At 64.1% G+C, this 26,991-nt stretch carries 26 protein-coding genes, 1 tRNA gene and 2 pseudogenes; 19 read left to right on the forward strand and 10 right to left on the reverse strand.

All coding sequences use genetic code 11. The features are described 5' to 3' along the window. Positions 1–22: 22 nt before the first annotated feature. The 3 genes and pseudogenes from L6D77_RS17710 to L6D77_RS27520 form a co-directional block, all read left to right on the forward strand. A tRNA-Gly gene (locus tag L6D77_RS17710) sits at positions 23–98 on the forward strand. Positions 99–315: 217 nt separating this feature from the next. Continuing rightward, positions 316–612 carry an Arm DNA-binding domain-containing protein gene (locus L6D77_RS17715; RefSeq protein WP_373870596.1) on the forward strand — a complete coding sequence of 99 codons (297 nt, stop codon included), beginning with the start codon at positions 316–318 and terminating at the stop codon, positions 610–612. Then, positions 530–754 (forward strand): annotated as a pseudogene (locus L6D77_RS27520) (integrase); the annotation flags it as partial. The gene L6D77_RS17715 and the pseudogene L6D77_RS27520, both read left to right, overlap by 83 nt. A gap of 45 nt (positions 755–799) precedes the next feature. Here the strand turns inward: L6D77_RS27520 and L6D77_RS17720 are convergent. From L6D77_RS17720 to L6D77_RS17730, 3 genes and pseudogenes are all read right to left on the reverse strand, one after another. Continuing rightward, positions 800–1,255, reverse strand: a pseudogene (locus L6D77_RS17720) (ParA family protein); the annotation flags it as partial. A gap of 11 nt (positions 1,256–1,266) precedes the next feature. Further along, complete coding sequence (locus L6D77_RS17725) at positions 1,267–1,485, reverse strand: AlpA family transcriptional regulator (RefSeq protein WP_232884785.1); 219 nt, start codon at positions 1,483–1,485, stop codon at positions 1,267–1,269. A gap of 447 nt (positions 1,486–1,932) precedes the next feature. Further along, positions 1,933–2,805: a LysR family transcriptional regulator gene (locus tag L6D77_RS17730; RefSeq protein WP_232884784.1), complete on the reverse strand. Its 873-nt coding sequence runs from the start codon at positions 2,803–2,805 to the stop codon at positions 1,933–1,935. 53 nt (positions 2,806–2,858) lie between these two features. Here L6D77_RS17730 and L6D77_RS17735 point away from each other — a divergent pair, with 53 nt between their 5' ends. Beyond that, positions 2,859–3,683: an NEL-type E3 ubiquitin ligase domain-containing protein gene (locus L6D77_RS17735; protein WP_269807658.1), complete on the forward strand. Its 825-nt coding sequence runs from the start codon at positions 2,859–2,861 to the stop codon at positions 3,681–3,683. A gap of 15 nt (positions 3,684–3,698) precedes the next feature. Here the strand turns inward: L6D77_RS17735 and L6D77_RS17740 are convergent, their stop codons facing one another. Then, on the reverse strand, positions 3,699–4,163 hold the full coding sequence (locus tag L6D77_RS17740; RefSeq protein ID WP_232884782.1) for a nuclear transport factor 2 family protein: 465 nt from the start codon (positions 4,161–4,163) through the stop codon (positions 3,699–3,701). A gap of 178 nt (positions 4,164–4,341) precedes the next feature. Here L6D77_RS17740 and L6D77_RS17745 point away from each other — a divergent pair, with 178 nt between their 5' ends. Then, positions 4,342–4,818 carry a sn-glycerol-3-phosphate transporter gene (locus L6D77_RS17745; RefSeq protein ID WP_232884781.1) on the forward strand — a complete coding sequence of 159 codons (477 nt, stop codon included), beginning with the start codon at positions 4,342–4,344 and terminating at the stop codon, positions 4,816–4,818. Positions 4,819–4,827: 9 nt separating this feature from the next. On the opposite strand, the gene dkgB is transcribed toward L6D77_RS17745, so the two are convergent. After that, positions 4,828–5,631: a 2,5-didehydrogluconate reductase DkgB gene (gene dkgB / locus L6D77_RS17750; RefSeq protein ID WP_232884780.1), complete on the reverse strand. Its 804-nt coding sequence runs from the start codon at positions 5,629–5,631 to the stop codon at positions 4,828–4,830. Positions 5,632–5,987: 356 nt separating this feature from the next. Between dkgB and galU the strand changes: the two genes are divergently transcribed. The 5 genes from galU to L6D77_RS17775 all read left to right on the forward strand — a co-directional run bounded on the left by galU (position 5,988) and on the right by L6D77_RS17775 (position 11,112). Continuing rightward, the gene (gene galU / locus L6D77_RS17755; protein WP_110993910.1) at positions 5,988–6,827 is read left to right on the forward strand and encodes a UTP--glucose-1-phosphate uridylyltransferase GalU; all 840 of its coding nucleotides are present in this window, start codon (positions 5,988–5,990) and stop codon (positions 6,825–6,827) included. Positions 6,828–6,925: 98 nt separating this feature from the next. After that, positions 6,926–8,281 carry a glutathione-disulfide reductase gene (gene gorA, locus L6D77_RS17760; protein WP_232884779.1) on the forward strand — a complete coding sequence of 452 codons (1,356 nt, stop codon included), beginning with the start codon at positions 6,926–6,928 and terminating at the stop codon, positions 8,279–8,281. Positions 8,282–8,507: 226 nt separating this feature from the next. Then, positions 8,508–9,071 carry an alkyl hydroperoxide reductase subunit C gene (gene ahpC / locus L6D77_RS17765; protein ID WP_110993908.1) on the forward strand — a complete coding sequence of 188 codons (564 nt, stop codon included), beginning with the start codon at positions 8,508–8,510 and terminating at the stop codon, positions 9,069–9,071. A 125-nt stretch (positions 9,072–9,196) separates the two neighbouring features. Then, entirely contained in the window at positions 9,197–10,759 is a 1,563-nt protein-coding gene (ahpF, locus tag L6D77_RS17770; protein ID WP_232884778.1) for an alkyl hydroperoxide reductase subunit F, read from the forward strand. Between the two features lie 161 nt (positions 10,760–10,920). After that, a complete protein-coding gene (locus tag L6D77_RS17775; protein ID WP_110993906.1) occupies positions 10,921–11,112 on the forward strand; it encodes a hypothetical protein in 192 nt (63 codons plus the stop codon). A gap of 2 nt (positions 11,113–11,114) precedes the next feature. Here L6D77_RS17775 and L6D77_RS17780 read toward each other — a convergent pair whose 3' ends face one another. The 3 genes from L6D77_RS17780 to nhaR all read right to left on the reverse strand — a co-directional run bounded on the left by L6D77_RS17780 (position 11,115) and on the right by nhaR (position 14,242). Continuing rightward, positions 11,115–11,762: a YceH family protein gene (locus L6D77_RS17780; protein ID WP_232884777.1), complete on the reverse strand. Its 648-nt coding sequence runs from the start codon at positions 11,760–11,762 to the stop codon at positions 11,115–11,117. 174 nt (positions 11,763–11,936) lie between these two features. Continuing rightward, a complete protein-coding gene (gene sstT / locus L6D77_RS17785; RefSeq protein ID WP_232884776.1) occupies positions 11,937–13,148 on the reverse strand; it encodes a serine/threonine transporter SstT in 1,212 nt (403 codons plus the stop codon). Between the two features lie 200 nt (positions 13,149–13,348). Next, on the reverse strand, positions 13,349–14,242 hold the full coding sequence (gene nhaR / locus L6D77_RS17790; protein WP_232884775.1) for a transcriptional activator NhaR: 894 nt from the start codon (positions 14,240–14,242) through the stop codon (positions 13,349–13,351). A 132-nt stretch (positions 14,243–14,374) separates the two neighbouring features. Between nhaR and L6D77_RS17795 the strand changes: the two genes are divergently transcribed. Continuing rightward, a complete protein-coding gene (locus L6D77_RS17795) occupies positions 14,375–14,614 on the forward strand; it encodes a hypothetical protein (RefSeq protein WP_046856230.1) in 240 nt (79 codons plus the stop codon). A gap of 29 nt (positions 14,615–14,643) precedes the next feature. Then, positions 14,644–15,396, forward strand: coding sequence for a TerC family protein (locus L6D77_RS17800; protein WP_232884774.1), 753 nt, complete (start codon positions 14,644–14,646; stop codon positions 15,394–15,396). Positions 15,397–15,464: 68 nt separating this feature from the next. Here the strand turns inward: L6D77_RS17800 and L6D77_RS17805 are convergent, their stop codons facing one another. After that, positions 15,465–17,432 carry a DNA topoisomerase III gene (locus L6D77_RS17805; protein WP_232884773.1) on the reverse strand — a complete coding sequence of 656 codons (1,968 nt, stop codon included), beginning with the start codon at positions 17,430–17,432 and terminating at the stop codon, positions 15,465–15,467. Between the two features lie 238 nt (positions 17,433–17,670). Between L6D77_RS17805 and L6D77_RS17810 the strand changes: the two genes are divergently transcribed. Then, the gene (locus tag L6D77_RS17810) at positions 17,671–19,521 is read left to right on the forward strand and encodes a polyurethane esterase (RefSeq protein WP_232884772.1); all 1,851 of its coding nucleotides are present in this window, start codon (positions 17,671–17,673) and stop codon (positions 19,519–19,521) included. A gap of 48 nt (positions 19,522–19,569) precedes the next feature. On the opposite strand, the gene L6D77_RS17815 is transcribed toward L6D77_RS17810, so the two are convergent. Next, on the reverse strand, positions 19,570–20,661 hold the full coding sequence (locus L6D77_RS17815; RefSeq protein ID WP_269807654.1) for an asparaginase: 1,092 nt from the start codon (positions 20,659–20,661) through the stop codon (positions 19,570–19,572). 337 nt (positions 20,662–20,998) lie between these two features. On the opposite strand from L6D77_RS17815, the gene L6D77_RS17820 reads away from it, so the two are divergent. From L6D77_RS17820 to rbsD, 6 genes are all read left to right on the forward strand, one after another. Then, positions 20,999–21,952, forward strand: coding sequence for a sugar ABC transporter substrate-binding protein (locus tag L6D77_RS17820; protein ID WP_232884771.1), 954 nt, complete (start codon positions 20,999–21,001; stop codon positions 21,950–21,952). Between the two features lie 140 nt (positions 21,953–22,092). After that, positions 22,093–23,646 (forward strand): sugar ABC transporter ATP-binding protein, encoded by a 1,554-nt coding sequence (locus L6D77_RS17825; RefSeq protein ID WP_232884770.1) that lies wholly within the window; start codon positions 22,093–22,095, stop codon positions 23,644–23,646. Beyond that, complete coding sequence (locus tag L6D77_RS17830) at positions 23,643–24,641, forward strand: ABC transporter permease (protein ID WP_232884769.1); 999 nt, start codon at positions 23,643–23,645, stop codon at positions 24,639–24,641. The genes L6D77_RS17825 and L6D77_RS17830 overlap by 4 nt, the downstream gene beginning before the upstream one ends. A gap of 3 nt (positions 24,642–24,644) precedes the next feature. After that, the gene (locus tag L6D77_RS17835) at positions 24,645–25,667 is read left to right on the forward strand and encodes a LacI family DNA-binding transcriptional regulator (RefSeq protein ID WP_232884768.1); all 1,023 of its coding nucleotides are present in this window, start codon (positions 24,645–24,647) and stop codon (positions 25,665–25,667) included. Positions 25,668–25,676: 9 nt separating this feature from the next. Further along, the gene (gene rbsK, locus L6D77_RS17840; protein WP_232884767.1) at positions 25,677–26,585 is read left to right on the forward strand and encodes a ribokinase; all 909 of its coding nucleotides are present in this window, start codon (positions 25,677–25,679) and stop codon (positions 26,583–26,585) included. Then, on the forward strand, positions 26,582–26,986 hold the full coding sequence (gene rbsD / locus L6D77_RS17845; protein WP_232884766.1) for a D-ribose pyranase: 405 nt from the start codon (positions 26,582–26,584) through the stop codon (positions 26,984–26,986). The genes rbsK and rbsD overlap by 4 nt, the downstream gene beginning before the upstream one ends. The last annotated feature ends 5 nt before the right edge of the window (positions 26,987–26,991 follow it).

Here is a 26,991-nt window from a genome sequence, read left to right on the forward strand (position 1 = left end):
TTAGAATGGCCCCCATCACGACGCGGGAATAGCTCAGTTGGTAGAGCACGACCTTGCCAAGGTCGGGGTCGCGAGTTCGAGTCTCGTTTCCCGCTCCAATTATCGATCTACAGAGTTCCATAGAAGTCTGTAAGTCCTTGAAAATAGACGCTTAGGCGTCTTTTTTCGTTCCAGTACGGTCTGCCTGAATCCACCACCCGCCACGAATTTTAAGTACAGCGATTCCGGGTAGTTGGCGTAGCGGATTGATGGCTGAGCTGGGGCTACGGCATCGATATACATCTCCTCGACTTTACGAGACCGGGAGATGTACACATGCCATTGACCGACACTGCCGTCCGCCAGGCGAAGCCGACCGGCAAGAACTACACCCTCAAAGACTCCGCTGGCCTTGCACTGTTCGTCGGTGCCAAGGGCGCCAAGCAGTGGCACTTCCGTTTCTACTGTTTGGGCAAGCAGGCTCGCATCTCGATGGGGGTCTACCCGGCCGTCAGCCTCAAGGAGGGCAGGGAGGCTCGGGACCAGGCGCGTGCACTGGTCGCACAGGGTATTGATCCCCGCGCCAATTGCTGCCTGTTCTCAGTCCGAAAACTCCTTTCATGCCGTCTTTGACGGCTGGTGCGCCTTCAGGGCGTTGAGCCTCAAGCGGGGGCGGCAAAGTACGCTGGAGCAGATCGAGCGGCACTTTACCAAGGACATCCTGCCCTGGCTGGGTGACCTGCCGATCGTCGAGGTGTCTCGTCAGCATGTGCTGGAAGTCTTGCGCAAGATTGAGCGGCGTAAGGCGATTACCACCGCCGAGAATTTCCGGGGTGACCGGCGACACCAGCAGGTCGGACGCCAGAATCGCCATCTCCAGCAGGACGCTGCGCGCGCCTTGGGTGTCGATCAACAACAGGTCGTAATGCGGGCGGAACAACTGCAGCAGATTACGCAAGCGCAAGCGCCGATCCGGCGCATGCAGGAGCAGCGTGTTCAACTGGCCTTGCGCGTCATTCGACACCACCAGATCCAAGCCCTCGATGGCGGTGCGGCAGATCAGCTGTGAGCGGCTGGATTCGTTGTAGGCCAATAGCTCATAGCGCCCAGCCGGCGCTCGATGGGGCAGGGTGTAGTAGCTGGATAGGGTAGGCTGCACATCCAGGTCCAGCAGCAGAACCCGCAACCCAGCATCGGCGGCCAAACCACCGAGATTGGCGGCGGTCGTAGTCTTGCCCACCCCGCCTTTGGTCGAGACGATCGCGGTCACATGCATGACAGCGGCCCTCAATCGCGCGGCGAAATACGGTCGATCAGCCAGCGCTCGACCTCCAGCGAATCCCAGCCGACCGCACGCACGCCAAGCTTGATGGGCTTGGGGAACTTGCCCTGGGCGATCAGCGCGTAGATATGCGCCCGCTTGAAGCCGGTTTTACGCTCTACGTCGGGACGGCGAAGGATGCGGTGCTCGGTGTCGAGCACCAATGCTTGGATGGGCTGGGTCATCATTGACGCTCCTGGACGTCCGTTGACGTCGATTGAGGATGTGCTCGGCATTCAGCGCTTGCTGTACCCCTCACGCAGCAAGTAATGCGGAACACGCACTCACCGGATTGATGACCGCGCCGTGCTCACAAGGCGTTAAGCAGAAATCCCCTACAACTAACCCTGTAGTCTTTTGGCAAGAAGGCGCCGCAACCCAGCGACGAACGCCTATCGAGCGCTCGCCAGCCAGCGGCCCGCAAGACAAAAACGGTTTGGCCGATACACCGCGTAGCAGCGGTGCAACGATCAGATGCAACGTGTCTGAATCAGATGCAAAGAATCTAAGCGGCACAGCCCCTGTTCAAAGGCCACGTCTGCAACGCCCTGCGTGCAGTTGTCGCAAACGGTTTCATTGACGATACCAAGCCCGTCCACAGCAGACCGAACGTGTCTGAAGACTGCAACAGCTCAGTGTGAGGCAGCGGCTATCCGCAGCGTTCGCTGGACAAAGCGCGCCAAGGGCGTGTCGGGTTCGTACGCGGCGTAGAGAAGATGCGTCGAGATACACACAGCCTCGCCGGCGAGAGGGCGTAGCACGATGTCCTCGATGTTGTGCGCCTTCAACTGCGCTGCGCAGCTCACCCCAACCGCGTACCCAGCGGCCACCAGTGAAATCAGCATCTCCTGGCTGCTGGCCTGCGCTGCCACGGTGAGCGAAGCCTCTGCACTGGCCAACAGCGACGAAACCTGCTGATGCAGCCCGCGTTGCAGTTCGGGATGGAACAGCACCAGTGGGCAGGCTGACAAATCGGCAAGCGGCACGCGCTTATAGGCCAGCAAGGGATGCCGGGGCGGTAGGGCGACCACCAGTTCGGTCTGCCACAGCGGTTCGCTGGACAGGCCATGGGGCTCGCCGGGTGCGCAGGCAAAGCCGACATCGAACAGGTTGTGCTGCAGGCCTTTGAGCTGTTCGGCGAGCGGCACCTCGAACAGCTGCAGGTTGATGTCGGGTTCTTCTTCACGACAGCAGGCCAATAGCGCCGCTAGGCGCTTGGGTAGGATGCCGTCGGACAGCGCAATGCGTAATGTCGCCAGCGAACCGGCGGCGGCCGCCAAAGTGCTACTGCGTGCCTGATCGATTAGGGTAAAGACGCGCGGGGCTGCTTCCGCCAGTGCCACACCGGCGGGTGTGAGATGTGTTCCGATGCCGGCGCCGCGGGCAAACAAGGTAACGCCCAGATCGTGCTCCAGGTCGCGGATCGTACGGGAGAGAGGCGATTGTTCGATGTGCAGGCGATCAGGCGAGCTTCCAAAGCGCGGCTGATGAGCGTGTAGCGACACTTAACCGCCACTCCCCGGCCGGTGAAGTCAACCGTGAGAGCTGGCTGGTACGCCTGGACAGTGACCTGCAATTGCCAAGGCGCCAGCTGTGGAGCCGCCTGGCCAGCGAGGCCGGGAGCGAAGATTTCTTCCAGCTGCTGGCCGACTTGCACGATACCGAGGACTATCGACTACAGCGTGACGAGATGAGTCGCAGGGTGTGGGAGGTGATCGAAGCGTGTGCACAGAACAGCGAACTGCGCGAACGCCTGTTCGACATGGCCATGCAGCCAACGTCCTGCGCCGACAGCATCGCGCTTACCTTCAGCCTGCTGGAAGTACAAAGCTGGGTGTACCTGCGGACGGCGGGGTTGAGCGGGCAGGTGGCCGAACCTGAGTTGCTGCGTCTGGGGCGCTCGCTGTTCCGTCTTGATGCCGTGGACCGTGCTGCGGGCGAGGATATCGAGCAGCGTATTCAGGCCCGGGACGATGTGGATGAGGTCGAGGTGCGCCTGGCCTATCGCGTGCGCCTGGCCGAAACCCTCGGGTTGCCGGGGCAGCCGACGACCATGCGTTATCCGGTGGTTGCGCAAGTGTCCGGAGCGCGGTTGCTGCAGGTACGTGGCCAGGTGCTCACGGCCGAGCGCACGCAATTGGCGCAGTCTGTAGCCGCGCGGTCATTCTGGCGGGACCATCTGCGGCAGACGTACAGTGTGCGTTTCGAGGCGCTCGACCAGCCGTTTTACCTTGAGTTGGAAGCGCTTGATGCGAGGCTCACCAGCCTGCCTGAAGGCGATTACCTGGCTGAGGTGGAGCGTATTGCACTGAGGCGTGATACCGCGCAGGCCAACCTGTTCGAGACGCTGACCCAGGAGGCCCTGGCGCGGTATCCGCTGTAGCGTGTGGCCTGGGTTTCAGAACCCGAAGTCACTCAGCCCCGGATGATCGTCCGGGCGCCGCCCCAGCGGCCAGCGGAACTTGCGCTCGGCTTCGGTGATGGGTTGTTCGTTGATGCTGGCGTGGCGGTTGCACATCAGGCCGTCCTCGGCGAACTCCCAGTTCTCGTTGCCGTAGGCGCGGTACCACTGGCCGCTGTCGTCGCGGTACTCGTAGGCGTAGCGCACGGCGATGCGGTTGCCGGTGAAGGCCCACAGCTCCTTGATCAGGCGGTATTCGAGTTCGCGGTTCCACTTGCGGGTGAGGAAGGCCTGGGCCTCTTCACGGTTGTGGCAAAACTCGGCGCGATTGCGCCAGTGCGTATCGAGGGTGTAGGCGAGGGCGACCTTGGCCGGGTCACGGCTGTTCCAGCCGTCCTCGGCCAGGCGGACTTTCTCGATGGCGCTTTCGCGGGTGAAGGGCGGAAGTGGAGGGCGGGACATGGGGCGGTTCCTCAGCTTGAAGTGGTCAGCGGAATGCTGTGCACGGGTTGAAGGCTAGCCCTGTCGGCTCTGCGGGGAAATCCGTGCCCTGCTCACTTCACAATTGCAGGCGGCGGAACAATTGCATTCTGACCCGGTGCAGCTAGGGTCACTGGGTCATCTGCACGGTATGCAACGCATGATCAGCAAACCCAAAGCGGCCATGGCGCTGCTTATTCTCTTCAGTCACGCTGCCGGTGCCGCCGATGGCGAGCGCCAGGGGGACTACTGGTATATCCAGACCAGCGCCTACACCCGGCACTGGAGCCACGATCCCGAGCACAACAACCACCAGGAGCTGGTGGGGCTGGAGCGCGTCTACACCGATGGGCTGCTGTGGGGCGCGGCGACGTTCAAGAACTCGTTCTACCAGCGCTCCTACTACGCCTACCTGGGCAAGGTCTGGGAGCACGAGCGCTACCCGGTCTACATCAAGCTCAGCGGTGGTCTGCTGGAGGGCTACAAGGGCGACTACCAGGACAAGATCCCGCTCAATCACCTTGGCGTGGCACCGGTGCTCATCCCGTCCTTTGGCGCCCACTGGGGGCCGGTGGGCGCAGAGTTCGTGGTGCTGGGCGCGGCGGCGGGGATGGTCAATGTGGGGCTGAGGTTCTGACGCTGATGATCAGTCCCAGGCAGGCGCCAGGCCATCGGGGCTGACTTCGCGGCCGTTGCGTTCCAGCGTGGCAATCAGCGCCATGTCGTCGGCATCCAGCTGCAGGCTGCGGGCAAGCAGGTTGCTGGCCAGGTTTTCGCGCTTGGTCGACGACGGGATCACCGCGTAACCCAGCTGCAGGGCCCAGGCCAGTGCCACCTGGGCGACGGTGGCCTTGTGTTTGGCAGCGATTCGGGCGAGTACCGGGTCCTTCAGCACCTTGCCGTAAGCCAGGGTCATGTAGGAGGTGGTGGTGATGCCTTGTTCGTTGAGGAATGTGGTCAGGGTGCGATTCTGCAGGTAAGGGCTGAGCTCGATCTGGTTGGTGGCGATCTCGCCCGCGCCGACCACGGCGATGGCCTGGCGGGTCAGTTCGATGTTGAAGTTGGAGACGCCGATCTGGCGGGTCAGCCCGGCTTGTTTGGCCGTCGCCAGGGCTTGCATGTATTCGGCCAGTTCCACGCCGTTGCCCGGCGCCGGCCAGTGGATCAGCAGCAGGTCGACGTAGTCGGTACGCAGCTTGGCCAGGCTGTCGCGCAGGCTCGGCAGCAGCTTGTCGGCTGCGTAGTTGTCGACCCAGATCTTGGTGGTGATGAACAGTTCGCTGCGGGGCACGCCACTTTCGGCGATGGCCTGGCCGACTTCGGCTTCGTTCTTGTAGATCTGCGCGGTGTCGATGGCGCGGTAGCCCAGCTGCAATGCCGACTTGACCGAGTCGATGACGGCCTGGCCAGTCAGGCGGAAGGTGCCGAGGCCGAAGGATGGAATGCTCATGGGGCTGCTCCTGTGGTGGGATGCCGGGGTTGTGTGCAGCGGCATCGTTCAGATAGGCGGCAGTGTGCGGCACTCACGGGTTTTGATTAAGGTGTCGAGCAGCCAAGGTCCTTTGACCTGAAGTCATGAGTGAGTGGTTTTTTCATGTCCAGGGGAGGGGAGACACGCGTAAAACCGGTGTGTCCTTGCGCCTTTGAACAGGTAGTTGGTCGTAATTGTCACGTTGCGCCGGAACTTACTACACTGAGATGTCTCTATGATGGCGTCGGCAGACAGCAGGGGGGGCATTGTAAGGTGACCTCCGCCTGATTAGACTGCGCCGAATTCGTACGCAAAGCCCTACGTTAAGGACGTATATGATCAAGAAATGCTTGTTCCCGGCAGCCGGTTACGGCACTCGTTTCCTGCCCGCTACCAAAGCCATGCCCAAGGAAATGCTGCCGGTGGTCAACAAGCCACTGATCCAGTATGGCGTTGAAGAAGCACTGGACGCCGGCCTGAATGAAATCTCCATCGTCACCGGCCGCGGCAAGCGCGCCCTGGAAGACCACTTCGACATCAGCTACGAGCTGGAAAACCAGATCAAGGGCACCGACAAGGAAAAATACCTGGTCGGCATCCGTCGTCTGCTGGACGAGTGCTCGTTCGCCTACACCCGCCAGACCGAGATGAAAGGCCTGGGCCACGCCATCCTCACCGGCCGCCCGCTGATCGGTGACGAGCCGTTCGCCGTGGTACTGGCTGACGACCTGTGCGTCAACCTCGACGGTGACGGCGTGCTCGCGCAAATGGTCGCGCTGTACAAGAAGTACCGCTGCTCGATCGTTGCCATCCAGGAAGTCGACCCACAGGAAACCAACAAGTACGGCGTTATCGCCGGTGAAGAGATCAAGGACGGCATCTTCCGTGTGGACTCCATGGTCGAGAAGCCGAAGCCGGAAGACGCACCGTCGAACCTGGCCATCATCGGCCGTTACATCCTGACCCCGGATATCTTCGAGAAGATCGAACAGACCGAGCCGGGCAAGGGCGGCGAGATCCAGATCACCGACGCGCTGATGAAACAGGCCGCCGAAGGCAACGTGATCGCCTACAAGTTCAAGGGCAAGCGTTTCGACTGCGGTGGCGCCGAAGGCTACATCGAGGCGACCAACTTCTGCTTCGAAAACTTCTACAAGACTGGCAAGGCGTACTGAGTTCGCCCGGCAGGTCCAGGAGCCACCCTTCGGGGTGGCTTTTTTGTTTGTGGCAGGCAACGGCGCTATGCTGGGCGCCTGCCAAGGAGACTGATTACATGGCCTACGATTTTGATCTGTTCGTGATTGGCGCCGGTTCCGGCGGTGTACGTGCGGCGCGTTTCGCCGCGGGCTTCGGCGCCAAGGTGGCCGTTGCCGAGAGCCGCTACCTGGGCGGTACTTGCGTCAACGTCGGCTGCGTGCCGAAAAAACTGCTGGTGTACGGTGCCCATGTCGCCGACGAGCTGGAGCAGGCCGCCGGCTTCGGCTGGACCCTGGAAGAAGGTCACTTCGACTGGGGCACCCTGATCGCCAACAAGAACCGCGAGATCGAGCGCCTCAACGGCATCTACCGCAACCTGCTGGTCAACAGCGGCGTGACCTTGTTGACCGGCCACGCGCGCATCACCGGCGCCAACGAGGTGGAAGTGGAGGGCCAGCGCTACAGCGCCGAGCACATCCTGATCGCCACCGGCGGCTGGCCGCAGGTGCCGGACATCCCGGGCAAGGAACTGGCGATCACCTCCAACGAGGCGTTCTACCTCAAGGACCTGCCGCGCCGGGTGCTGGTGGTCGGTGGCGGCTACATCGCCGTCGAGTTCGCCGGTATCTTCCAAGGCCTGGGGGCCGATACCACGCTGCTGTACCGTGGCGACCTGTTCCTGCGCGGCTTTGATGGCTCGGTGCGCACACACCTGAAGGAAGAGCTGGAAAAACGCGGCATGAACTTGCAATTCAACGCCGACATCCAGCGCATCGACAAGCTTGAAGATGGCAGCCTCAAGGCCACCCTCAAGGACGGCCGCGAGCTGGTCGCCGACTGTGTGTTCTACGCCACCGGGCGCCGGCCGATGCTGGACAACCTGGGCCTGGAAAACACCGGCGTAGAACTGGACGAGCGCGGCTTCATCCGTGTCGATGAGCAGTACCAGACCACCGCGCCGTCCATCCTGGCCATTGGCGATGTGATTGGCCGCGTGCAGCTCACGCCGGTGGCGCTGGCCGAAGGCATGGCCGTGGCCCGTCGCTTGTTCAAGCCCGAGCAGTACCGCCCGGTGGATTACCAGAACATCCCCACCGCCGTGTTCAGCCAGCCGCCGATCGGTACCGTGGGCCTGACCGAAGAGCAGGCGCTGCAGGCCGGGCACAAGGTGCAGATCTTCGAGAGCCGCTTCCGGGCGATGAAGCTGACCCTCACCGATATCCAGGAAAAGACCCTGATGAAGCTGGTGGTGGACGCCGACACCGACAAGGTGCTGGGCTGCCACATGGTCGGGCCGGATGCCGGCGAGATCATCCAGGGCCTGGGCGTCGCGCTCAAGGCCGGGGCGACCAAGCTGCAGTTCGACGAGACCATCGGCGTGCACCCGACGGCTGCCGAAGAGTTCGTGACCATGCGTACCGTTACGCGCTGATCCGCTGCTGGCGCCATTGCTGTAGGAGCGGCCTTGCCGGGGCGCTCCTACACATTGTGCGCAGGCCCCCCGCAATCCTTTGCTCAGCTCAATCCCTTCTATTAATAAACCCACCTTATAGCCAAAACCAATCACAAGCATGAGCTTTGCCAATGAGCCTTCAGCCGGGCCAGTCGGTAGGATTCACTCCATCAACTGATTCCAACCCCATGAAGGAGCGTCTCTCATGCCAATCATCAACAGCCAGGTCAAACCGTTCACCGCCACCGCCTACCACAAGGGCGAGTTCGTCCAGGTCAGCGAAGCCGACCTGAAAGGCAAATGGTCCGTCGTGTTCTTCTACCCGGCCGACTTCACTTTCGTCTGCCCGACCGAGCTGGGCGACCTGGCCGACAACTACGCCGAGTTCCAGAAGCTGGGCGTCGAGATCTACGGCGTGTCCACCGACACCCACTTCACCCACAAAGCCTGGCACGACACCTCGGACACCATCGGCAAGATCCAGTACCCGCTGATCGGTGACCCGACCCACATCATCTCGCGCAACTTCGACGTGCTGATCGAAGAAGCCGGCCTGGCCGATCGCGGTACCTTCGTGATCAACCCGCAAGGCCAGATCAAGATCGTCGAACTGAACGACGGTGGTGTAGGCCGTGATGCTGCCGAGCTGCTGCGTAAAGTCAAAGCTGCCCAGTACGTCGCCGCCCACCCGGGTGAAGTCTGCCCGGCCAAGTGGAAAGAAGGCGAAGCCACCCTGGCGCCGTCGCTGGACCTGGTCGGCAAGATCTAAGTCGATGTGCACCTCGCGGGCGGTTGACAGCCGCCAAAGCTGAAGCAGTTACCGCCCCGTAAAAACGCCCGGGCGACTTCGCCTGGGCGTTTTTGTATCCGAAGTTTGAAAAAGGAATCGCCCGTATGTTGGACGCCACGCTTAAATCGCAACTGAAAACCTACCTGGAGCGGGTCACCCAGCCGATCGAGATCGTCGCCTCCCTCGACGACGGCGCGAAGTCCCGCGAACTGCACGACCTGCTGGTGGAAATCGCCGGCCTGTCGAACCTCATTACCTTCAGCGCGGACGGCAGCGACGCCCGTCGTCCTTCGTTTTCGCTGAATCGCCCAGGGGCGGACATTAGCCTGCGCTTTGCCGGCATCCCCATGGGCCACGAATTCACCTCCCTGGTGCTGGCGCTGCTGCAAGTCGGCGGCCACCCCTCCAAGGCCAGCGCCGAAGTGATCGAGCAGATCCAGGGCTTGCAGGGTGAGTTCAGCTTCGAGACCTACTTCTCGCTGTCGTGCCAGAACTGCCCGGACGTGGTCCAGGCGCTGAACCTGATGGCGGTGCTCAACCCCAACGTGCGCCACGTCGCCATCGACGGCGCGCTGTTCCAGGATGAAGTTGAAAGCCGCAAGGTCATGGCTGTCCCGAGTATCTACCTGAACGGCGAAGTGTTTGGCCAGGGCCGCATGGGCCTGGAGGAGATCCTCGGCAAGATCGACACCAGTGCCGGCGCCCGTCAGGCCGAGAAGATCAACGCCAAGGACGCCTTCGACGTGCTGGTGGTCGGTGGTGGCCCGGCCGGTGCGGCGGCGGCCATCTATGCCGCACGCAAAGGCATCCGTACCGGGGTTGCCGCCGAGCGTTTCGGCGGCCAGGTGCTCGATACCCTGGCCATCGAGAACTTCATCTCGGTGCAGGAAACCGAAGGGCCGAAACTGGCCACGGCGTTGGAAGAACACGTCAAGCAGTACGATGTCGACATCATGAACCTGCAGCGCGGCGAAGCACTCATCCCGGCCACCGACGGCGGCCTGCACGAAGTACGCCTGGCCGGCGGCGCCTCGCTCAAGGCCAAGACCGTGATCCTGGCCACCGGGGCCCGCTGGCGCGAAATGAACGTGCCGGGCGAGCAGGAGTACCGCGCCCGTGGCGTGGCCTACTGCCCGCACTGCGACGGCCCGCTGTTCAAGGGCAAGCGTGTGGCGGTGATCGGCGGTGGCAACTCCGGTGTGGAAGCGGCCATCGACCTCGCCGGTATCGTCGCCCAGGTGACGCTGATCGAGTTCGACAGCCAGCTGCGCGCCGACGCAGTGCTGCAGCGCAAGTTGCACAGCCTGCCGAACGTCACGGTGATCACCCGTGCGCTGACCACCGAAGTGATCGGCAATGGCGAGAAGGTGACCGGCCTGCGTTACAAGGACCGCAGCACCGATGAAGTGCATGAGCTGGCGCTGGAAGGCATCTTCGTGCAGATCGGGCTGCTGCCGAACACTGACTGGTTGAAGGGCACGGTCGAGTTGTCGCCGCGTGGCGAGATCATCGTCGATGCCAAGGGCCAGACCAGCATCCCCGGCGTGTTCGCTGCTGGTGACGTGACCACGGTGCCGTACAAGCAGATCGTCATCGCCGTGGGCGAGGGCGCCAAGGCTTCGCTGGCGGCGTTCGATCACCTGATCCGCACTTCGGCACCGGCCTGAAGATACTGGGGCCGCTCTGCGGCCCATTCGCGGCACAAGGCCGCTCCTACAGGTACCGCGTTGTATTTGTAGGAGCGGCCTTGTGCCGCGAATGGGCTGCAGAGCAGCCCCAAGGCGCGACTGTCTATAGTGGAGAAGACGCCAAGACATCGAGGCCTTCCATGACCCTGATCAGCCGCGAACCCTGGTGGCTCGTGCCACCCCAGCCCGGGCAGAAAGAGCAGGACCTGCACTGGGGCTACCTGGAAATCTACGCCGACGGCCGTACCGTATTCGTCGACCAGCGCCCCAGCGAGCGCGAAATGGCCGAGCGCAAGAGCTGTCGCAACTTCCCCGAAGCACTAAAACCCTGACATCAGCCTTCGAGCTGGGCCAGGCGCTCCTCCAGCGCGGCGACCCGCGCTTCCAGCGCTTCGATGCGCTCCTGCGAGACACTGCCGGCACTGCTGCGTGCCCCACCTTCCTGCTGACGTGCGGCGAGTATCGCCTCGATTTCCGCCGGGTCGCCCAGGGCGTGGGTGTAGCGGTCCTCTCGCTGGCCGGCCTGGCGCGGCAGGTGCAGGGCCAGGCCACGGGAGATCAGGCGCTCCAACTGGTGCTGGACCTGGTCGACGTCTTCGAAATCATGCAGGCGGTTGCTGCGGGTCAGCAGCTCGTTCAGGGTTTGCGGGCCGCGCAGGAACATCAGGCCCATCAGCACCAGTTGTGCCGGTACCAGCTCCAGCGCCTTGTCCACGCGCTGTTCCCAGCGGTCTGCACGACTGCCCATCTGCAGGCGGGCCATGTTCTGCCCTTCGAGGGCGCGCAGGGCCTGGCCAACTTGGCCGGGGGAGAGGTTCATGACGGGTTCGCGGCTGGTTTTCTGGTTGCAGGCCAGGACCAGGGCATTGAGGGTCAGGGGGTAGGTTTCCGGGCTGCTGGCCTGCTTTTCGATCAACGAACCGAGGACGCGGATTTCGGTGCTGTTGAAGCGGCCTTCGCCGGTGTTTTCGTGTTCAGACATGGCCCTGTCTCATTGCGAGGAAAAGGCCACTAGCCTAGGTAAAGCGCTCTGCTTAAGCAATCGATGGTTGCGCTGTACCTGTGTGAGCAACTGTCTTGTGCAGCTTTTCCGTAGCAGCGGCCTTGCCGGGGCGCCGGCAAGGCCGGAAAGGGCCGCAGCGCGGCCCCGGCAGCATCAGGCGCTGCGCTGCTCCATGGCCTGGCACGCGGCGGCCGTGAACAGCACATCAGTGGACGAATTGAGCGCCGTCTCGGCCGAATCCTGCAGCACGCCGATGATGAACCCGACCGCCACCACCTGCATGGCGATTTCGCTGGGGATACCGAACAGGCTGCAGGCCAGCGGGATCAGCAGCAGCGACCCCCCGGCCACGCCCGAGGCGCCGCAGGCACAGACCGCCGCCACCAGGCTGAGCAGCACGGCGGTGGGCAAATCGACCGGGATGCCCAGGGTGTGCGCGGCCGCCAGGGTCAGCACGGTGATGGTGATCGCCGCGCCGGCCATGTTGATGGTCGCGCCCAGGGGGATCGACACCGAGTAGGTGTCCTCGTGCAGGCCGAGCTTTTCCGACAATGCCAGGTTGACCGGGATGTTGGCCGCGGAGCTGCGGGTGAAGAACGCGGTGATGCCGCTTTCGCGCAGGCACAGCAGGGTCAGCGGGTAGGGGTTGCGGCGGATTTTCCAGAACACGATCAGCGGGTTCATCACCAGTGCCACGAACAGCATGCAGCCGATCAGCACGCCCAGCAGGTGCAGGTAGCCCAGCAGGGCTTCCAGGCCCGATTGCGCCAGCGTCGAGCTGACCAGGCCGAAAATGCCCAGCGGGGCGAAGCGAATGACCACGCGCACGATCAGGGTGACGCCGTTGGACAGGTCCTCGACCACGGTGCGGGTGGTGTCATTGGCGTGGCGCAGCGCAATGCCCAGGCCGATGGCCCAGGTCAGTACGCCGATGAAGTTGGCATTGAGCAGCGCATTGATCGGGTTGTCGACGGCGCTCAGCAGCAGGTTCTGCATCACTTCGGTGATGCCGCCGGGGGCGCTGAGCGTGGCTTCACTGGTGTTGAGCACCAGCTGCGAGGGGAACAGCAGGCTGGCGGCCACGGCCACCACCGCCGCGGCAAAGGTGCCCAGCAGGTACAGCCAGAGGATCGGGCGGATATGGGTTTCCTGGCCGTGGCGGTGGTTGGCGATCGAGGCCATCACCAGGATGAACACCAGCACAGGGGCTACTGCTTTCAGGGCGCTTACGAACACTTTGCCAAGGAAGCCGAGGTCGCGGGCCACGGAGGGGGCGAGCAGGGCCAGCGCGATGCCGGCCACCAGGCCGATGCAGATCTGCGTCACCAGGCCGGTGCGGTTGATGAGGCGAAGAACGGGGGTCATGTGCAGCGTAATCCAGTTACGTGAAAGGGCGCGACTTTACCATACCCCGCAGCCAGCACTGCCCCTTGTAGGAGCGGCCTTGTGTCGCGAAATGGCTGCGAAGCAGCCCCGACGATCTATGCCACATGCACGATGGTCGTGGCCGCTTTGCGGCCCGTTCGCGGCACAAGGCCGCTCCTACAGGAGCCACGTTGCCTGGACTACCAGTGAAACAACTCCCGCCGCGCGCCCTCGGTGATCGCCACGATACCTGGGTGCTTGACCTTGCGCTCCACCGAGATGGCATAGAACGACTCGTTCACTGCCTCGGTCTGGCCGATCAGACGCACCCCGTACTGGTGGCACACTTCTTCGGCGATCACGCTGGGGGCGACGAAGATGCCGCTGCCGGACTGGCCGAAGGCCTGCATCAGTGCGCTGTCGTCGAACTCACCGACAATGCGCGGCTGCACCTGCTGCTCGGCCAGCCAGCGCAGCAGGCGGCTGCGCACCACGGTTTCCTGGCCGGGAATCAACAGCGGCGCATCGTCCAGGCAGGCGGGGAAGGGTTTGTCGAGTTTTGCGGCCAGCGCGTGGGTGGCAAAGAAGCTCAGGCCACATTCACCCAGCTTCTGGCTGTAACCCTTGATGTCCAGGTGGTTGGGCATGGGGCTGTCGGAAATCACCAGGTCCAGGCGCTGGATCGCCAGGTCTGCGAGCAGGCGCTCGAGCTTGTCTTCGCGGCAGCTGATGCGCAGTACCTCGTCCAGTTCCATGGTCGGCGCCAACAGGCGGTAGACGATGGACTTGGGCACCACGTCGGCCACCCCCACGCGGAACAGGATCTGTTCCTGCGGCCCGGCGCGCAGCATTGCCTCCAGCTCGCCACCGATCTGAAACATCTGCTCGGCATAGGTGAGCGCCTGGCGGCCGGTTTCCGTCAGCTCCAGTTGGCGACCGACGCGCTGGAACAGCTCCAGGTTCCAGGTCTGCTCGAACAGGCTGATCTGCCCGCTGATCGTCTGCGGGGTAAGATTCAGCTGCTCGCTGGCGCGGGCGATACTCCCGGTCTTTGCTACAGCCCAGAAGTAATGAAGCTGGCGGTAGTTGAGCATGGCGTTTCCGGATTCGTAAAAACCGAAGTATATCAGCTGAAAATACGAATTTTCCGGATGTTTCAGCCCCTCTAGAATGCGACCCCATCAGGCGCCCCGCGCGCCGCACGGATATCGACAAGCGAGGACCCCATGTTGCAACTCAAATCCATCGGTACGCCCCTGGTACTGGCCCTGGCGTTGTTCGCCATGAGTGGCTGCGACCAGGCCGAGAAGTCCGCCCAGCAGATGCTCGACCAGGCCGCCGAAACGGCCAAACAGGCCATCGACAAGACCAATGACGCCGCCCAGCAGGCGCTGAGCGACGCCATTGGCAGCGATGGCGAGAAGGCCAAGGCCGAAGACGACAAGAAAGACACCCAAGACATCTGACCCACCGGACCCCGAAGCAGGACTGACCAATGGAATATTTGCTGGAACTCGCCGCTAGCCCCACCGCCTGGGTTGCCCTTGCCACCCTGGTGGCCATGGAAGTCGTGCTTGGCATCGACAACCTGATCTTCATCTCGATCCTGACCAACAAGCTGCCTGAGCAATACCGCTCGAAGGCGCGCCGCATCGGTATCAGCATGGCATTGATCATGCGCCTGGCGCTGCTCAGCACCGTGGCCTGGATCGTCCAGTTGACCGAGCCTGTGATCGACGTGTTCGGCCACGCCTTCTCGTGGAAGGACATGATCCTCATCGCCGGTGGCCTGTTCCTGCTGTGGAAGGCGACCAAGGAGATCCATGAAAGTGTCGACCCCCATGGTGCCAAGGAAGAGTCCAAGCTCGGCAGCACCGTGACCATCGGTTTCACCGCGGCGATCTTCCAGATCCTGCTGCTGGACATCGTCTTCTCGATCGACAGCATCATCACCGCCGTGGGCATGACCGAGCACCTGCCGATCATGATCATCGCCGTGATCAGCGCCGTGATCGTGATGCTGGTGGCCGCCGACCCGCTGGCCAAGTTCATCAACGACAACCCGACCGTGGTGATGCTGGCCCTGGGCTTCCTGATCATGATCGGCATGACCCTGATCGCCGAAGGCTTCGGCGCCCATGTACCGAAAGGCTACGTGTATGCCGCCATGGCCTTCTCGACGGTGATCGAGATGCTCAACATCATGGCCCGCCGGGCGCGGTTGAAGCGCGAGGCTGCTGAGGGTTGAGGTAGTTTCGCCAACCTTTCGCGGGGCAGGTTGCATCGACGCACCGATGCGACCTGCCCCGTGATCATTCATGGCTTGCCGGTAGTTTTGCGCTGGCGCGGGGCTTTGGCCTTGGCCGCTCCCTCAGCCACTTTGCGCTTGCCCCCACCCCCACGCTTCTTCTTCCACGGCGCACCCCTGCCCCCAGGGGCCAAGGGCGGGCCGCTGATGTTCAGGCGCATCCCCGCGCAGCGTTGTACCAGCTTGCCCATCCAGGCTGACTGCCGTGCGACGAATTCTTCAAGGCTCATCTCACCGCTTTGCACCATGTCCAGCGCTTGCTCCCAGATGGCCGTGGTGCCGGGGTCGGCGATGGCGCGGGGCACGGCATCGATCAGGCTGAACGCCGCCGGCGTGGCCGACAGCGCCTTGCCATTCTTCACCAGATAACCACGATCGAGCAGGCCCTGGATGATGCTGGCACGGGTGGCCTCGGTGCCGATGCCGGTGGTTTCCTTGAGCTTCTGTTTAAGTAGCGGGTCATCCACCAGCTTGGCGACGTTCTTCATCGCCTTGATCAGGTCGCCCTCGGTGAAGGGCTTGGGTGGCTGGGTCCACAGGTGTTTAAGGTGCAGGTCATGCAGCGCGCAGTCCTGCCCTTCGCGCAGGGCGGGCAGCACCTGGGCCGGGGGGGCTTCGCGGCCTTTGGCCGGGGTGAGTGCTTCGGGCAGCGCACGGCGCCAGCCTGGTTCGACGATCTGCTTGCCCACCGCGCGCAGCGCCTGGCCGGCGCAGTCGAAGTCGGCCTGGGTGCGGTCGTATTCGTGGTTGGGCAGGAACTGCGCCAGGTAGCGGGCGCGGATCAGCATGTAGACCGCCTTGTACTTGGGCGGCAGGCGCGCCGGGTCGCTGGCGGCGGCGGTGGGGATGATGCCGTGGTGGGCGCTGACCTTCTGGTCGTTCCATGCCCGCGAGCGGCGCTGGGGTTCGAGGTGCGCTTGCAGCGGCGCGAGGCTGGCGTCGGCGCGCTGCAGGGCGGCGAGAATGGCCGGTGCCTCGCCGTGCTGGCTGAGCGGCAGGTAGCCGCTGTCGCTGCGCGGGTAGGTGATCAGCTTGTGGGTTTCGTACAGGGCCTGGGCGATGTCCAGGGTCTCCTGGGCGCCCAGGCCGAACTTCTTCGAACACAGCTCCTGCAGCGTGCCCAGGTCGAAGGGCAGCGGCGCCGCTTCGCGTACGCGCTCGGTGGCGATCTTGAGCACCCGTGCCGTGCCGGCGGCCTGCATGGCGGCGGCGGCCTGCTGCGCCAACGGCTGTTGCAGGCAGCGGCCCTGGTCGTCGCAGGCGTCTTCCGGCGCGCGCCACTGGGCATTGAACACCTGGCCTGCGCTTTCCAGTTGCACGTCGATGGCCCAGAACGGCACCGGCACGAAATCGGCGATGCTGCGGTCGCGGTCCACCACCAGGCGCAGCGTCGGGGTTTGTACCCGGCCCACTGGCAGTACGCCCTGGTAGCCTGACTGGCGGCCGAGCAGGGTGAACAGGCGGCTCATGTTCATGCCGATCAGCCAGTCGGCACGCGAGCGGCCCAGGGCCGAATGGTACAGGCTGAAGGTTTCCTGGCCAGGCAACAGGCGCCCCAGGGCCTTGCGGATCGAGGCATCGTCCAGGGCCGACAGCCACAGGCGCTGGATGGGGCCACGGTAGCGGCAGTGCTCCACCAGCTCGCGGGCGATCATCTCGCCCTCGCGGTCGGCGTCGGTGGCGATCACCAGCTCGCGGGCCTCGCCCAGCAGGCGCTTGACTGCCTTGAACTGGCTGGCGGTCTTGGGCTTGACCGTCATCTTCCATTTTTCGGGGATGATCGGCAGGTCGTCGAGGGACCACCGTTTGTAGCGTTCGTCGTAGCTGTCGGGTGGCGCGGTTTCCAGCAGGTGGCCGATGCACCAGGTGACGCATACGTCGGTGCCTTGCCAGCAGCCATCGCCACGGCGCTGGGCGCCGAGCACCTTGGCGATGTCTTTTGCCTGGGAGGGTTTTTCGCAGAGAAAGAGGCGCATGGCCGGCAACGCTTCATCGTTGGAGACAGGGCACTAGGATGCGCAAGGCAGGGCGGGCAGGCAAGTTTTATCTGTATGCATGTACAGGTTTTATGCCCGCACCTTTGGCAGGGTAGCCCCAGGCACAAGGTTGGACCTGGGGACGAGCCCCGTGCGAACTTGGCCCTTCGCCCGTCAGTTGTGTCAGTGGACGATGTCGCTGGGGCGTTTTTCCTACCTGCAACAAGGACGTCAACTAATGCCCGTATTCGATTACAAGCAGCTCGACAGCGCCGCCTCCGGCGCGCTTTACCAGGACGCCATGGCCCTGGCCATGTACGCCTACCATGGCATCGACGACGGCTTCGCCGCCGGCTACCAGCAGCATGGCTTTGGCCTGGGCCTGCCGGCGACGCTGGTCAAGGCGCTGATCGGCGGCAGCGACAGCCAGGGGGTGATCCCCGGCATCCCGTGGAACCCCGATTCCGAAGCCAAGGCGTTGGCCCAGGTGAAAGCCGCCGGCTGGACGCCGATCAGCGCCGAGCAGTTGGGCTACAACGGCCACACCGACGCCCGCGGCACCTTTCACGGGGAAACGCCGGGCTACACCAGTGCCCAGGTGGAAATCCTCGGGCGCTACGACAGCAATGGCCAACTGACCGGGATCGGCATTGGCTTCCGTGGCACCAGCGGGCCCCGCGAGAACCTGCTGGGAGACACCCTGGGCGATGCGGTGAACGACCTGTTGGCGGCGCTGGGGCCGGCCGGCTATGCCCGCGACTACGCGGCCAACGCCTTCGATGGCCTGCTCGGTAACGTCGCGGCCTTCGCCAAGGCCCACGGCCTGAACGGCGCCGACATTACCGTCAGCGGCCACAGCCTGGGCGGGCTGGCGGTCAACAGCCTGGCCGACTTGAGCGGCACGCGCTGGGGTGGCTTCTACGAGGATGCTCGCTATGTGGCCTTCGCCTCGCCCACCCAGGCCGCCAAACCCGACAAAGTACTGAACATCGGCTACGAAAACGACCCGGTGTTCCGTGCGCTCGATGGCACCTCGGTCACCTGGGGCACCCTGGGTGTGCATGACGGTGCCAAGGCCTCGGCCACCGACAACATCGTCAACTTCAACGACCACTACGCCTCGGACGCCTGGAACCTGCTGCCGTACTCCATCGGCAACATCGCCACCTGGCTGTCGCACCTGCCGGCGGCCTATACCGACGGCCTTGGCCGGGTACTGGATTCCGGCTTCTATCAATGGACCAGCCGCGACTCGACCATCGTGGTCAGCAATCTGTCCGACGTCACCCGGGGCTCGACCTGGGTACAGGACCTCAACCGCAACGCCGAGGCGCACAAGGGCAGCACCTTCATCATCGGCAGCGAGCAGGCCGATCTTATCCAGGGTGGGCGCGGCAACGACTACCTGGAAGGGCGCGGCGGCAACGACACCTTCCGCGACGACGGCGGTTTCAACCTGATCGACGGTGGCAGCGGCCACGACACCTTGAAACTCGGCGACGCGCTGGCCAACCTGAACATTGCCCGGGATGGGCAAGGGACGCTGTACGTGCGCGACGCCGAGGGCGGCATCAGCCTGGTGCGCAACGTGGAGAGCCTGGTGAGCAAGGAGACCAACCTGGTGTTCTTCAGCAAGGAAGTCAGCCACACGGTGGGCGCCGATGGCTTGCTCTCCAGCGGTAAACTCAACCTCTACGCCGCCTCGCAAAGCGGCAGCCAGGCGGGCGACACGCTGGTGGCCGGCAAGCAGGGCCAGTGGTTGTTCGGCCTGGACGGCGACGACCGCCTGTTGGGCGGTGCGGGCAATGATGTGCTGGTGGGCGGTGCCGGCAACGACCTGCTCAGCGGCGGGGCAGGGCGCGACACCTTCCTGTTCGACGGCCATTTCGGCCAGGACCGGGTGCTGGACTTCAGCAGCCAGGACCGCCTGGTGTTCATGGGCGTGGACGGTGGCACGGCGTCAGGGGATTTTCGCGATCACCTGAGCCAGGTGGGCGATGACCTGGTGCTGACCTTCGGCAAGGACAGCGTGACACTGGTGGGCATTGCCGGGCAGGGCCTGGCGGACGGCCAGATCGTCATCGCTTGATGGAGTGAACCCGTCGCGGCCGGGCGCCGCGGCGGGTTCAGGCCGGGATCAGTATTCCCAGAAGATACGCTGCAGTTCCTTGCTGTCCTGGGTCTTGGTCATGGCGACCATGGCCAGGATGCGGGCTTTCTGCGGGTTCAGGTCGTGGGCCACGACCCAGTCGTTCTTGTCGTCAGGCTGCTCTGCGTTGCGCAGCACGAAACCGCCCTGGTTGACGTGGGACGAACGGATGATCTGCACGCCGTTCTTGCGCAGTTCCTGCAGGGCAGGGACGACGCGCGACGATACCGAACCGTTGCCGGTGCCGGCATGGATGATCGCCTTGGCGCCACCCTGGGCCAGGGCCTTGTAGGCGGTGTCGGTGACGTTGCCGTAGCCGTAGGCGATGTCCACGGCAGGCAGGCTGCTGATGGTCTTGATGTCGAACTCGGAGTTGACCGTGTGGCGCTTGGCCGGCAGGCGGAACCAGTAGGACTTGCCTTCCACGACCATGCCCATCGGGCCCCAGGCGCTCTTGAAGGCCTCGGTCTTGATGTTGACCGACTTGCTTACGTCGCGGCCGGACTGGATCTCGTCGTTCATGGTCACCAGCACGCCCTTGCCACGGTTCTGCTTGTCGCTGGCCACGGCCACGGCGTTGTACAGGTTGAGCATGCCGTCGGCAGACATGGCAGTGCCTGGGCGCATGGAGCCGACCACCACGATTGGCTTGTCGGTTTTCTCCACCAGGTTGAGGAAGTAGGCGGTCTCTTCCAGGGTGTCGGTGCCGTGGGTGATGACGATGCCGTCGACGTCCTTGCTGTCGGCCAGCTCGGCGACGCGCTTGCCCAGCTTGAGCAGGTCGTCGTTGCTGATGCTCTCGGAGGCGATCTGCATGACCTGCTCGCCGCGCACGTTGGCGATATCAGCCAGTTCCGGCACGCCGGCGATCAGCTTGTCGATGCCGAGCTTGGCGGCCTGGTAGGTGGCGCTGTTGGCGGCGCTGGCGCCGGCACCGGCGATGGTGCCGCCGGTGGCGAGGATCACCACGTTGGCGAGCTTCTGTTGTTGCTCGGCCTCCTTGGCAGAAACGGTGGTCGGCAGGGCCAGCAGCAGGGCCAGGGCGCCCGGGGTGAAGGCCTTGAGTGCGATATTGATCATAGTTCTTCTTCTCTCTTCCTAATGAGATGTTCGCTGTGTCGCACGCCTATCAGGCAGATTTCGTACCAGACCTTACCGTTCGTCGTTTTTCATCTGTAAGCCGTTGATATTCATCATGTGTAACCTGAATGCGTGAGCCTGCGCGGGCTGCCGTCGTTCGGCATCCCGAACAGGTGTAGGAAAAGTGTTCGGTTTTTCGGATAAATTGCGGATAATCTGGCGTGCGTGCTGGCGCTTTGCCTACGCACTGGATTTGACAAACGCGGGGGCTGTTTCCATAGTGAGTCACCGCAAACGTTTGCATCCGATAAAAATCACAAAATTCGGAGTCATTTCCATGAAGCTGCCGTTCTCCGGTCGTCCGCTGGCCGTCGCTGTGCTCTCTTCGCTGATGTTCGCCCTGCCGTTGTCTGCCGCCCATGCCGAGGACGCGCCCAAGGTCGCGCTGGTGATGAAATCCTTGGCCAACGAGTTCTTCCGCACCATGGAAGACGGCGCCAAGGACTACCAGAAAGCCCACCCCCAGGATTTCGAGCTGATCGCCAACGGCATCAAGAATGAAACCGATACCGGCGAGCAGATCCGCATCGTCGAGCAGATGGTCAACTCAGGCGCCAAGGCCCTGGTCATCGCGCCAGCCGACTCCAAGGCGCTGGTCGCGGCGGTGAAGAAGGCCATGGACAAAGGCGTGGTGGTGATCAACATCGACAACCGCCTTGACCCCGAGCTGCTCAAGAGCAAGGGCATCAGCGTGCCCTTCGTCGGCCCCGACAACCGCAAGGGCGCGCGCCTCGTCGGCGATTACCTCGCTAAACAGAAGCTCAAGGCCGGTGACCAGGTCGGCATCATCGAAGGCGTGCCGACCACCACCAACGCCCAGCAGCGCACCGCCGGCTTCAAGGACGCCATGGAGGCCGCGCAGATGAAGATCGTCTCGGTGCAGTCCGGCAACTGGGAGATCGACAAGGGCAATGCCGTGGCCGCCTCGATGCTCAACGAATACCCCGACCTCAAGGCGCTGCTGGCCGGCAACGACAGCATGGCGCTGGGCGCGGTCTCGGCGGTGCGCGCCGCGGGTAAGGCTGGCCAGGTACAGGTGATCGGCTACGACAACATCAAGGCCATCAAGCCGATGCTCAAGGATGGCCGCGTGCTCGCCACCCTCGACCAGGCCGCCAGCCAGCAGGCGGTGTTTGGCATCCAGGCGGCGCTGAAAATGCTCAAGGGTGAGAAGCCAGACGTAGATGCCGACAATGTGATCCAGACGCCAGTGGAATTGATCACGAAGTAATTGGCCGGGAAGTGCCCCTGTGGGAGCTGGCTTGCCAGCGATCACCGGCGAAGCCGGTGCCAGGCACCAAGTCGCTTGTTTCGCTGGCAAGCCAGCTCCCACAGGGGGCGTGCTAATTGAACATGTTGGGAGAGGTGGCCATGTCAGTAACGGCCAATGAAACCATGCTGGCCGTCAGTGGCCTGGGCAAGACCTACGCCCAGCCGGTGCTCGGCGATGTCACCCTCGAGCTGCGCGGCGGCGAGGTGCTGGCGCTGACCGGTGAAAACGGTGCGGGCAAGTCGACCCTGTCCAAGCTGATCAGCGGCCTGGAAATTCCCACTACCGGGCAAATGCACTACCGCGGCCAGCCCTACAACCCCGGCAGCCGCGCCGAAGCTGAGCGCCTTGGCGTGCGTATGGTGATGCAGGAGCTCAACCTGCTGCCGACCCTGACCGTGGCCGAGAACCTGTTCCTCGACAACCTGCCCAGCCGCTTCGGCTGGATCAGCCAGAAGCGCCTGCGCCAGCTGGCCACGGCAGCCATGGCCCAGGTGGGCCTGGAGGCCATCGACCCGGACACCCCGGTCGGCGAGCTGGGGATCGGCCATCAGCAGATGGTAGAGATCGCCCGTAACCTGATCGGCGATTGCCATGTGCTGATCTTTGACGAGCCCACGGCCATGCTCACCAGCCGTGAGGTGGAACTGCTGTTCACCCAGATCGAGCGCCTGCGCCAGCGTGGCGTGGCCATCGTCTATATCTCGCACCGCCTCGAAGAGCTGCAGCGCGTGGCCCAGCGCATCGCCGTGCTGCGCGACGGCAAGCTGGTGTGCGCCGAACCGATCCAGCGCTACAGCAGCAACGAGCTGGTCAACCTGATGGTCGGCCGTGAGCTGGGCGAGCACATCGACCTTGGCCGCCGCCAGATCGGCGCGCCGTTGCTCAAGGTCGACAAGCTCAGCCGTGGCGACAAAGTGCGCGAAGTATCGTTTGAAGTCAGGGCAGGGGAGATCTTCGGCATCTCCGGGCTGATCGGTGCCGGGCGCACCGAGCTGCTGCGCCTGATCTACGGCGCCGACCGTGCCGACAGCGGCCAGGTCGCCCTTGGCCTGCCGCCGCAGCCGGTGAGCATCGACTCGCCCAAGGCCGCCGTGGCCGCTGGCATCGCCCTGATCACCGAGGACCGCAAGGGCGAAGGCCTGCTGCTGACCCAGTCGATCAGCGCCAACATCGCCTTGGGCAACCTGGGCGCCGTGTCCCGTGCCGGTGTGCTCGACCGCGACGCCGAGCGCAGCCTGGCCGAGCGGCAGATCAGCGCCATGCGCATTCGCAGCGCCAGCCCGGCGCAGGCAGTGGGCGAGCTGTCCGGCGGCAACCAGCAGAAGGTGGTGATCGGCCGTTGGCTGGAGCGTGACTGCCAGGTGCTGCTGTTCGACGAGCCCACCCGCGGGATCGACGTAGGTGCCAAGTTCGACATCTATGGCCTGCTCGCCGAACTCGCTCGCCAGGGCAAGGCCCTGGTGGTGGTGTCCAGCGACCTGCGCGAGCTGATGCTGATCTGCGACCGCATCGCAGTGCTGTCCGCCGGGCGCCTGATCGACACCTTCGACCGTGACCGCTGGAGCCAGGACCAGCTGCTTGCCGCCGCCTTTGCCGGCTACCAGAAACGTGATGCCCTGCTGCACGACGCAGCTCCCAGGATGGACGCATGAAAACCACCACCCTCGACACCCCGGGCGCCGTGCCCGCCCGCCGCAGCGGCAACTATTATGGCCTGGGCACCTACCTGGGCCTGGCCGGCGCCTTGCTGGCGATGATCCTGCTGTTCTCGTTGCTCAGCAGCCACTTCCTCTCCTACGCCACCTTCAGCACCCTGGCCAACCAGATCCCCGACCTGATGGTGCTGGCGGTGGGCATGACCTTCGTGTTGATCATCGGCGGCATCGACCTGTCGGTGGGCTCGGTGCTGGCGCTGGCCGCCTCCACGGTCAGCGTGGCAATCCTCGGCTGGGGCTGGGGCGTGCTGCCCGCCGCCTTGCTCGGCATGGCCGTGGCGGCGCTGGCCGGCAGCATCACCGGCAGCATTACCGTGGCCTGGCGCATCCCGTCGTTCATCGTTTCGCTGGGCGTGCTGGAGATGGCCCGGGGGCTGGCCTACCAGTTCACCGACTCGCGCACCGCCTACATCGGCGATGCCTTCGCCTGGTTCTCCAACCCTATCGCCTTCGGCATCTCGCCGGCCTTCATCATTGGCCTGCTGGTGATCGTGCTGGCCCAGCTGGTGCTGACCCGCACGGTGTTCGGCCGCTACCTGATCGGCATCGGCACCAACGAAGAGGCGGTGCGCCTGGCCGGTATCGACCCGCGCCCATACAAGATCCTGGTATTCGCCCTGATGGGCGTTCTTGCAGGCCTGGCCGCGCTGTTCCAGATTTCCCGCCTGGAGGCCGCCGACCCCAACGCCGGGGCCGGCCTGGAGTTGCAGGTGATCGCTGCCGTGGTGATCGGCGGCACCAGCCTGATGGGCGGGCGTGGCTCGGTCATCAGTACGTTCTTCGGGGTGCTGATCATCTCTGTGCTGGCCGCCGGCCTTGCGCAGATCGGCGCCTCGGAACCCACCAAACGCATCATCACCGGGGCGGTCATCGTCATCGCCGTGGTGCTCGACACTTACCGTAGCCGGCGTGCGAACCGGCGGAACCGATAAAACATGGCAACCATCAAAGATGTCGCGGCACTGGCGGGTATTTCCTACACCACCGTGTCCCATGTACTGAACAAGACTCGCCCGGTCAGCGAGCACGTGCGCTTGAAAGTCGAGGCGGCGATCGCCGAACTCGACTACGTGCCCAGCGCCGTGGCCCGCTCGCTGAAAGCCCGCAGCACCGCCACCATCGGCCTGCTGGTACCCAACAGCGTCAACCCGTACTTCGCCGAGCTGGCCCGGGGCATCGAGGATGCCTGCGAGCGCAACGGTTACTGCGTGATCCTGTGCAACTCCGACGATGACCCACAGAAACAGCGCAGCTACCTGCGCGTGCTGCTGGAAAAACGCATCGACGGCCTGATCGTTGCCTCGGTGGGCGAGGAGCGCGACTTGCTCGACAGCCTGGCCTGCGTGCGCACGCCGATGGTCATCGTCGACCGCGCGCTGGATGGCGTCGAGGCCGACCTGGTGCGCATCGATCACGAGCACGGCGCCTACTTGGCCACCCGCCATCTGCTGGAGCTGGGCCATCGCGACATCGCCACCATCGCCGGCCCGGTGGACACCGGTGTCAGCCAGCTGCGCCTGGCCGGTTTCCGCCGGGCCATGGCCGAGGCCGGGCTGCGCATTGCCGCCGGCCATGTACTGCACAGCGATTTCACCAGCCCCGGGGGCCATGCCGCCGCGGCGCGCCTGCTCGATGGCCAGCGGCCGACGGCGATCTTTGCCGGCAACGACATGATCGGCTTCGGTGTGCTGCGCGCCGCCGCCGAACGCAATATCAACGTGCCGGGCGAGCTGTCGGTGATCGGCTTCGACGACATCGAGCTGAGCCGCTATGTGTACCCGGCGCTGACCACCGTCGGCCAGTCGATCCGCGAGCTGGGCGACAGCGCGGCGGCGCTGCTGCTGTCGCGCATCGGCGCACCGAGCCGGGGGGCGGTGGAGCAGCGTATCGTCGCGCCGCGCATCGTCCTGCGCGAATCCACCGGGCCGCGCCCGGACCTGTTCAACGATTACCGTTAAGGAATGCCCATGGATGCCAAGGTGGTAGTGGTCGGCAGCCTCAACATGGACCTGGTGGCCCGTGCCCAGCGCCTGCCCCGCGGCGGTGAAACCCTGGCCGGTGACAGCTTCTTCACCGTGCCCGGCGGCAAGGGCGCCAACCAGGCCGTGGCCGTTGCCCGGCTGGGCGCCAGCGTGGCGATGGTCGGCAATGTGGGTGACGATGCCTACGGCCAGCAGCTGCGCAAGGCGCTGGAAGTGGAAGGTGTCGACTGCCAGGGCGTCAGCATTTGCCCGGGGGTTTCCAGTGGCGTGGCGCTGATCGTGGTGGATGCCGCCAGCCAGAACGCCATCGTCATCATTCCGGGTGGCAACGGCTTGCTCACCCCTGAGTCGGTGCAGCGCTTCGACGCGTTGCTGCAGCATGCCGAGGTGATCATCTGCCAGCTTGAAGTGCCCACCGAGACTGTGGCCTGGACCCTGGCGCGCGGGCGCGAGCTGGGCAAGACCGTGATCCTCAACCCGGCGCCGGCCACCGGCCCGCTGCCGGCGGGCTGGTACGCCGATATCGACTACCTGACCCCCAACGAGAGCGAGGCCGAGGCGCTGACCGGGGTAGCGGTGACCGACCTCGACAGTGCTCGCCGTGCCGGCGAACAGTTGATACAGCTGGGGGCAAGGAAGGTGATCGTCACCCTGGGTGCCCAGGGTGCATTGTTTGTCGACGGGCAGGGCGACAGGCATTTCCCCGTCGCGCCGGTCAAAGCGGTGGACACCACGGCGGCCGGAGACACCTTTATCGGTGGCTTCGCCGCCGGCCTGGCCCGTGGCCTTTCGCGCGAAGACGCAATCGTTTTCGGGCAGCGTGCCGCAGCGTTGTCGGTCACCCGCGTGGGGGCTCAGCCTTCGATTCCCTATTTGAAGGAGCTGGCGCCATGAAGAAGACGCCGCTGCTGAACATCGCCCTGTCACGGCTTATTGCCGGGCTGGGCCATGGCGACATTGTGGTGATCGGTGATGCCGGTTTGCCGGTGCCGCCAGGGGTAGAACTGATCGATCTGGCGCTGACGTCGGGGATTCCCGACTTCGCCAGTGTGCTGCGGGTGGTGTTGAGCGAGATGCAGGTGGAGCGGCATGTGCTGGCCGAGGAGATCTACCAGGCTGCGCCGCCGGCATTGGTTGAGGTTGAACGTTTGCGTGACGAGGGGCTGATCGGCCCGTGCCAGCAACTGAGCCATGCGGATTTCAAGGTGCTATGCCAGAAAGCCCGGGCTGTGGTGCGCACGGGTGAGTGCAAGCCTTACAGCAATATCGCCCTGGTGGCCGGCGTTACCTTCTGAAATCG

This window comes from Pseudomonas parasichuanensis (genome assembly GCF_021601385.1).
Lineage (GTDB): Bacteria > Pseudomonadota > Gammaproteobacteria > Pseudomonadales > Pseudomonadaceae > Aquipseudomonas > Aquipseudomonas parasichuanensis.